Genomic DNA, 7,776 nt, shown 5'->3' on the forward strand with positions numbered 1-7,776 from the left:
AGAAGAATACAATAAATATGGTTATCTTACAAACTTCCAAGGCGTAGATTTGTTCGAGATACCACAAAGAATTATTGCTGGAACTTATGATTTTGCTATAGATAACAATACGATTTATGTTGTTTCTATGGGTAGCGACAAGATTGCTAAGATAGCATTTGAAGGTGAGGCTATTATAAATGAATCTACAAATAGCCAAAATGCCGATATGACAGTAGATTACACATTTATTAAATCTTATGATGTGGGTGTAGTAACATCTGCAAGATATGGTATTATGAAATTAGCTTAATTTTATAGGGTAGGGTTCTCCCCTACCCTTCTATAAATTTAAGGAGGGGTTTTATGCCGAGAAAAAAGAATGAAGTTGATATTGAAACAATGGAAGGAATTGATTATGCAAAAGAAAATGAGAAATTAAAAGAAGAAATAGAGCAACTTAAAAAAATGATAGAAGAATTGCGTAAGGAAAAAGAAAATATTATTGATATACCTGAATCTACTGTTAGTGAAATACCTTTGAATAAATTAATAAAAGTAGTTAGCTTATTTCATGGCATTTTGAACTTAATAACTAATTCTGGTAAGGTAATTACTTTTAATCATTTTGGTGCAATTAAACCTATTACTTTTGGTGATTTAATGGAAATTTGTGATAGACAGAAAAGGCTTGCTGAAGAAGGATATTTTATGATTTTGGATAAAGATGCCGTAGAAGCACTTTATTTAACTGAAGCTTATAAGAAAATAGTAAGCAAAGAGGTTATTGAAAATATAATAACTTTACCAGAAGAAAAAATTAAAGAGATACTGGAAAATACTACTGATGCTATTAAGGAATCTATTATTGATACCATCATAAAGGGTATTAATGCTGGTGATATAAGATATTTAGACAAAAACAAGATCTATTTTATTGGACAGATATTAGGTAAGGATTTATTTAAGATGGCTGAGGACGTTAAGGTATATAACGTCCAATAGGGGGTGTAAATTTTGGCTACACCTTATTCAAATATTTATAAACGTTTTTTAGCAAAAATTGATGATATGACATTGGCAAATATGACTCAAGCTGATGCAGAGGCAAGAATGTATGATTATTTATTAGCTGCTATTTCAAATTTTTATGTGTGCAAAACTAATTTGAATGATAGAGATGATGCTCTACAACAATTTAATCAAACATTGTCTGGTATTGAAGAAGATATACTTGCTACTTTAATGGTAATTGAATGGCTATCCCCTTATATTAACTCTTTAATGGTTGTGAAACAAAAAATGACTGGTGATTTCAAATTAACTTCTCAAGCGCAGCATTTACATGAATTACAAATGCTTAGAGAAGCTACTAAGCGTGACGTAGAGGATAAAATTGCAAGATATACTTATAAGTATGGTGATTTTGCATGACGTATTTTGATGATTACAAAAAACGTGTATTAAGTAGTGGTGTCACATATAGTGAAAGAATTAGGAATGATTATCAAATGTTGTTGGATTTATTATTTGAGGATTCTCCAAATCTTATTATTATTAAACATAATGGTGTAGAAAAGAAAGTCAGATTGAAGGATTATCAACCACGAGGCGCAAGCACAGTATTTGCTTCTATGATAGGCGATAACTATAAAGAGATATATTTTAAGGATTTAAATGATATACCTAAACTAGGTGATATTTTTGAATACAATAATTATAAATGGTTATGTGTTAATACTCAACACTCCCCCACTACCAATTCTTGTATTATTAGAAAATGTACTAATGTTTTAAAATTTGGGGATTATAGCTTACCATGTTTTTTGGAAAATTATAAAAATACTTTAAATGAAAAAGAAATAACTGTTACTACTGACAAGATTTTATGTGTTACTCAGTATAATGATATTTCGAAACAAATAGTCAAATTAATGCCAATACGTTTTGTACTTAATAATACTGTTTGGAAAGTTGTTGGTTCTGATGATGGTTTATCGAAGAGTATTGATGGGTATGGATTATTGTTTTTAACACTTGCTTTTGATCAGGTTAATCCTAAAGATGATCTTGTAAATGGAATTGCTTATAACGATAAAACTGTAGAAATATTGCCTTACGTAATTAATGGTTCAACTACAATTATATTAGGGCAAGACCAATCTTATTATATAATTGATAAAAATGGTAATGTAGTCACGGATCAAGTGTTTACTTGGAGTTTGAGCAACACTAATGCACAAATAATTAGTTATACTGATTACTCATGTGTAGTACGGGGTGTGTCTGAAGGAGAATTTGTATTAACAGCAACTTCAGACACAACAGTATTAACTAAAACAATTACAATTCAGAGTTCTTTGTGGTAGGTGTTTATATTGAGTACATTTGTTAGTTTGAAGTTTAAATTCATCGAAGAGAATTTAAGTAAGATGTTAATGTTACTTATTAATAATCAAAATTTTAAAAGATATATTGTGTATCTCGATAAATATCCATTAGATCCTTCCCTACCCGATGTTAATGATAATTTAATTAATAAAAACATAATTTTATCACCTTTTAGTGATGAGATTTTAAATGATATGCAAGTAAAAATATTTTTTAATCCTTATGAAGGAAATTTGCAAAATGTTGGGATTGGATATGATGTTTATGTATTAGATATAATTGTGCCAATTAAGTATTGGTTGATTAGTGGTAAAGGAGAAATAAGAGTGTTTAGGATTGCTAAAGAGATTGCTAATGTGCTTGACAACCAATATATTGCAGGTAATAACAGGGTAAATATTACAAGATATAGATTATTCAAAGTGAATAATTCTTATGCGGGGTTGACTTTGTGGATTAATGTAAGCAATGCCACTGTTAAGGGGGATTAATTGTGATTATTAATGAAGAAACAATCCCAGACATTAGAGAATTATATATTTTGGGATTACCTATAAAAACAAAAATTGGCAATATTCATTTTGCAAAGGTAAAAGATTATTATACTGTTTTAACATTTTTGCCTTATATTTTTTTAACCAAAGAAGATATTTATGAATTGTTTGAAGATAAAAAAATGGCTGAAGAACAGCTTAAAGATATACCATTTTTAATAATTATAAAAAATATTCCAGATTTGTATTTAATATATAAGAAAATTTTTTATTTTTTCTTTAAAGAAGATGTGTTTGATTTAGTAGAAACCGATGATGAATTGAATTATTATTTAAATTTAATGAAAACTATGAATTGTTTGCATTATGAGAAGCCAAGCAAAGACCCAGAAATTGCTAAATTTGATATGTATGATAGAATTTACAAAGAAAAAAGGGGATTAATTGTTACATTTGAGGCAATGGTTACAAGTGTTGAACTTATCTCACGCCAAAATGCTTTAGATATGACTATCTATAAACTTAATGCTTTATTTAATAGGATTATGGCTTTCGAGAATTATCGTACATCTGTGTTGTTTGCTACTGTAGCTCCAGATGTACAAATTGAAAATTGGTTTAAACATATTGATGTAAATTATAATAATAAAAATAATAAAACATTTTTAAAAGATTATATAAAAGAAATGGAAAAAATTTTTAATAATTAATAATTTAAGGAGGTAGTATATATGAATAACTTGATTTTGAGAGATACAGCTGAGGTGTATTTAAAGGATTTATTAGATCCAACAAGAGTGTATTTTTTAGGTTTGACTAACAAGGCAGATATTTCGCAATCAGTAGAACAAGAAATTCTTCGTGGCGGTATAGGTAATGGCATTATTGGTATGATGCAATACAATAAGCAAATAGAGTTTACAGTAACGACACTACTCCATGCTGATGATATTGTTGCGATTCAAAGTGGAGCAAAACAAGTCAGTGGCGAGTATACCGTACAAGCTAATGAAAAACATCAATTGGTTAATGGTCAATTTACATTGACTGGTACTCCATCGAGTGGTAGTGTTATAGTGTTAGATCCTCAAGGAAAACAGGTTACAGCTACTTATGATGCTACTACAAAAACTGTGACTGTTACTGATGGAGTTGAAGGTGCTTATTATATCGCTTTGTATTCGACATCTGTAACTGGTGAAGCAATACCACTTGATGCTTCTATGTTCCCAAGAAATTATTATGTAGAATTGCATACTATTGCTGTTGATGCTGAAACAAATGCTCCAGCAGCTGATATATATTGGGTTTTTGAGAAGGCTGTTCCTGATGGTGCATTGGCTGTGTCACATGAAGCAGGTCAAAACAATGGAGATACAATTAAATTTACAGCTATGACACCTATTAATTCTACGAGTATAGGGCGATATATAGTAGTTCCAAGATCATAATTTTTAGGGTAGGGCTTTCCCTTACCCTTTTCTTTTTTTAAAAAGGGGTGAATAAAATGCCAGATTTAAAGACTCAATTACAACTAATTCAACAAAAAATTCAGTCTAAAATTGCTGATGCTATGAATAATGAAGTGGCTGACGTAGTTAGAAAAGTAGAACAAGAAGCTATCCAAGAAGAAGTTTTTGATAAATATCCTAATCCTGTAGAATATATAAGACGTAGTGTTGGTGGGCTAGATGATCCTAATAATATGGTGGCTAATACTCAATTACAAGCAGATGGTTCAGTTCTTTTAACGGTGGAAAATATTACAATGAGTAACCCTAATTATTTGCCAGAGGGTAAAGAGCCTTTTAAAATTGCGGGTGTAATAGAATATGGGCATGGTTGGAATGGATATGGTTACGATTATCCCCGTAAGGGAGCGCCTTATATGAAGGGTAGACCTTTTATTAGAAGTACTGCTGAACAATTAAAGAATAATCCCGAAATTGTTAAAGCTTTTAAAAAGGGATTGCGTCGTAATGGTTTAAATGTGAAGTAGAAAATAACCGTAAGGTTAACATAGATATTTTTTTGCAAGAAAAGAGGTGCGAAAATGGCAGAAAGAAGTAAACGAATAGAGTTGTATGATGAAGAAAAACTTAAAAAAGTTAATCCAGAAAATATGAAACTATACAAAAAATATGAAATGGATATGACTATTCGTGAACTCTCCCCTGCTACTATTTATAATTACAAAACTGATTTATTTTCATGGTTTATATATATATACGAGAATCAAGGTAATCAATCTGTACTTGACTTAACCGAAGATGATATAGCGGAATTTATATATTATTGTAAACAAGAAGGCAATAATACACGCAGATTGAAGCGTAGAATTTCATCTCTTTCGGCATTTTATAAATTTTTAAGAAGGAAAAGATTAATTAAAGAAAACCCAATGGAATTTATCGAAAGACCTCGTAAGGATATAGATATAGTTGTGCAGACATTTTTAACAAAAGAACAAGTGAAATTGATGAAACAAAAGCTTAAAGAATATGGAAATTTGCAGTTAGAAACTTATGCACTATTGAGTTTATCTACAATGGCTCGTGTAAATGCCATATCAAATATTAAATGGGAGCAAATAGATTTTGAAAATATGACTATAGACAATGTGTTAGAAAAAGAAGGAAAATTAGTTACATTATATTTTGATGAAGAAGTAAGAGACTTATTGTTAAAACTCAAAGAAAGTCGTGAAGCTTTAGGGATTGATAGTGAGTATGTGTTTTTAGTTAAAAATGGTGGCAAATATACAAAAGCAACTGTAAGTACATTATATAGTTGGGCTAAAAAGATTGGTGAAATGATTGGAGTCCCTACCTTACATCCTCATGATTTCAGACATTCTGGTAGCCAATTACTCAAATTAGCTGGTATGCCTATCGAAATGATTTCCGAATTATTAAACCACAAAGGTTTAGATGTTACTAAAAAACATTATTTAAGACAAGACAAACAACAAATTCAGCGTGAAAAAAGTAAATATAAAATTTTGTAGGAGGTAAAATTATGGGGAAAAAGTTAACCTACAACGAAATTAAAAAAGTTGACGGGAAAAATTATACCCAAAAGAAGATTGAAGTAAATGGGTACGAAATATTAATAGATGAAAAATTCAGACCAACAAAAATACATAGGATGATATTGGAATTTTTAGAAAAGATGGAGTATGCACGTGAAAATAATATAAATTTAAACTTACTTGATTACTATCCCCTTCTTTTAATGAAGTATTTTACTAATATTCCTATTCCTGATGAATTAGAAAAACAAATTGTAGTGTATGAATATCTTATTGATAATGGCTTTTTTGAAGAAATAATAAAGAGCTTTCCCAAAGAAGAAATAAAGAAAACGGTGGAGCATGTACGTAATTTTGCAGATAATTATAAACAATTAGTGAATAATTCTGATTTTTTGCAGGGGTTGTTAGAGGCAGAGGGGTAGGTGTTGTTGCTTGAGAAAGGCAGGTGAATAAAATGGAAGATTTGATTTTGCAGATATTAGGTAGTTTAGACATAGATAAAACAACAGATAATATTAACGCACAACTCAAGTCTTTGTCGAGTAAATTGGATAGTTTAAAGTTGAACTTAGGGATAGATAAAGAGGTTATAAATGTTTTTCGTGATTTTACAAAGCAAATGGGAAATGTTAAAGCAATGATTGAAGAACTAAACAAAGTTACTAAAACTGAAATTGAAATTAGAAAACAACAAGATGGTACCATTCAAACAATACAAAAAGACTATTTAAAAAGTGGGGAAATTATTGAAAGAACTACTACTCAAATTGACAAACAGACTGGAGCGATAAATAAAAATATTGAAGCATTAATTAGACAAGAGCAAGCTTTGGATAATGTAATGAAAATTAAAGAAAAATACAAAGTTGATAGTGGTGGAGCAACTTTAGAATCTTTAACCAAAACCATTGATACCGATATTGGTAAATTAACTGTTACTACTACACCGACAGGTAATATTAGTACAGTAACAAGTGAAGTAGATTATCAAAAACAAATAGATTTTATACGCAGACTTCAACAAGAACTCGAGCAATTACATAATCGATCAGCTGATCTATTTGATAATATTAAAAATCCCGAAGCACAAGCATTTTTAGTTGATATGCAACATGAATACAAAAAAATTACTGATGAATTATCGCAATTTTATGAAAAAAAACAAATATTAACTGAAGAAGATAAACAACGTCTTTCTAATTATGTGAAATATTATAAAGAACAATTTAATGAGATTATTAAACTAGAAAAACAATTAGAAACCGAAGAAGAGAAACGTATTGCTTGGCAAGAAAAGCAAGTTGCTTCTTTAGAAAGCCAAATGTCAAAATTTAGTTCTACTGTATTAACTGCTCCTATTGATAAAACTTCAACTGAGTATCAAAGGATAGTTGGTGTAATTAATGAAATTAATCAGCAAATTAATTTGTATAGAAATAATGAAAATATATTAACAAATGAAGTGTTGAAAAATATTCAAAATAGAATTGCAACGCTTAAACAAGAATATGAGCAATTAGTTCGAACTGAAAAAGAACGGGCTCGTATTATGTCTTTAGGTACAAAGACAGATATTAAATTTACTGGTTTTGATGATGAGTCAATAAAAAGATATGCGCAAGCAATATATGGTGCAGGTGTTGAAATACGTAATCTTTCAAAAGTTACAGCAGATGGAGATTCTCGTATTAGAACTTTTATTGCTCGTATAAAGGAAGCCAATGGAACATTTAGAGAGGTAAAAGTTGCTGTTGATGAAGCTACTAGGTCTGTATATACAGGTATAGAACAAATAGGTAATCTTGCTGGTAAAGATGTAGGTTTAATAGGTGCTTTAAAAGTTGCTTTTGAAAGGTTTCCTGTTTGGCTTGTAGCTTC

11 protein-coding genes are annotated in these 7,776 nt (G+C 29.8%); all 11 read left to right on the plus strand.

The genetic code is table 11. The features are described 5' to 3' along the window. Positions 1 to 292 (plus strand): hypothetical protein (locus JG776_RS11865; protein WP_291967773.1); only part of this gene is annotated, 292 nt, incomplete at its 5' end. Positions 293 to 345: 53 nt separating this feature from the next. Then, positions 346 to 984 (plus strand): hypothetical protein, encoded by a 639-nt coding sequence (locus tag JG776_RS11870; protein WP_291967775.1) that lies wholly within the window; start codon positions 346 to 348, stop codon positions 982 to 984. 12 nt (positions 985 to 996) lie between these two features. Beyond that, a complete protein-coding gene (locus tag JG776_RS11875; protein WP_291967777.1) occupies positions 997 to 1,413 on the plus strand; it encodes a hypothetical protein in 417 nt (138 codons plus the stop codon). Then, positions 1,410 to 2,348, plus strand: coding sequence for a hypothetical protein (locus JG776_RS11880; RefSeq protein ID WP_291967778.1), 939 nt, complete (start codon positions 1,410 to 1,412; stop codon positions 2,346 to 2,348). Before JG776_RS11875 ends, JG776_RS11880 begins: the two co-directional genes overlap by 4 nt. 9 nt (positions 2,349 to 2,357) lie before the next feature. Next, complete coding sequence (locus JG776_RS11885; protein WP_291967779.1) at positions 2,358 to 2,861, plus strand: hypothetical protein; 504 nt, start codon at positions 2,358 to 2,360, stop codon at positions 2,859 to 2,861. 2 nt (positions 2,862 to 2,863) lie between these two features. Further along, the gene (locus tag JG776_RS11890) at positions 2,864 to 3,574 is read left to right on the plus strand and encodes a hypothetical protein (RefSeq protein ID WP_291967781.1); all 711 of its coding nucleotides are present in this window, start codon (positions 2,864 to 2,866) and stop codon (positions 3,572 to 3,574) included. Positions 3,575 to 3,754: 180 nt separating this feature from the next. Beyond that, positions 3,755 to 4,315 carry a hypothetical protein gene (locus JG776_RS11895; protein WP_291967783.1) on the plus strand — a complete coding sequence of 187 codons (561 nt, stop codon included), beginning with the start codon at positions 3,755 to 3,757 and terminating at the stop codon, positions 4,313 to 4,315. Between the two features lie 56 nt (positions 4,316 to 4,371). Beyond that, entirely contained in the window at positions 4,372 to 4,863 is a 492-nt protein-coding gene (locus JG776_RS11900; RefSeq protein ID WP_291967786.1) for a hypothetical protein, read from the plus strand. A gap of 54 nt (positions 4,864 to 4,917) precedes the next feature. Further along, positions 4,918 to 5,871 (plus strand): tyrosine-type recombinase/integrase, encoded by a 954-nt coding sequence (locus JG776_RS11905; protein WP_291967789.1) that lies wholly within the window; start codon positions 4,918 to 4,920, stop codon positions 5,869 to 5,871. A gap of 11 nt (positions 5,872 to 5,882) precedes the next feature. Next, entirely contained in the window at positions 5,883 to 6,320 is a 438-nt protein-coding gene (locus JG776_RS11910; RefSeq protein WP_291967790.1) for a hypothetical protein, read from the plus strand. Between the two features lie 32 nt (positions 6,321 to 6,352). Then, the coding region (locus JG776_RS11915) for a hypothetical protein (protein ID WP_291967792.1) at positions 6,353 to 7,776 on the plus strand (1,424 nt) is incomplete at its 3' end.

This window comes from Caloramator sp. (genome assembly GCF_020054765.1).
GTDB classification, from domain to species: Bacteria; Bacillota; Clostridia; order Clostridiales; family Caloramatoraceae; genus Thermobrachium; species Thermobrachium proteoclasticum.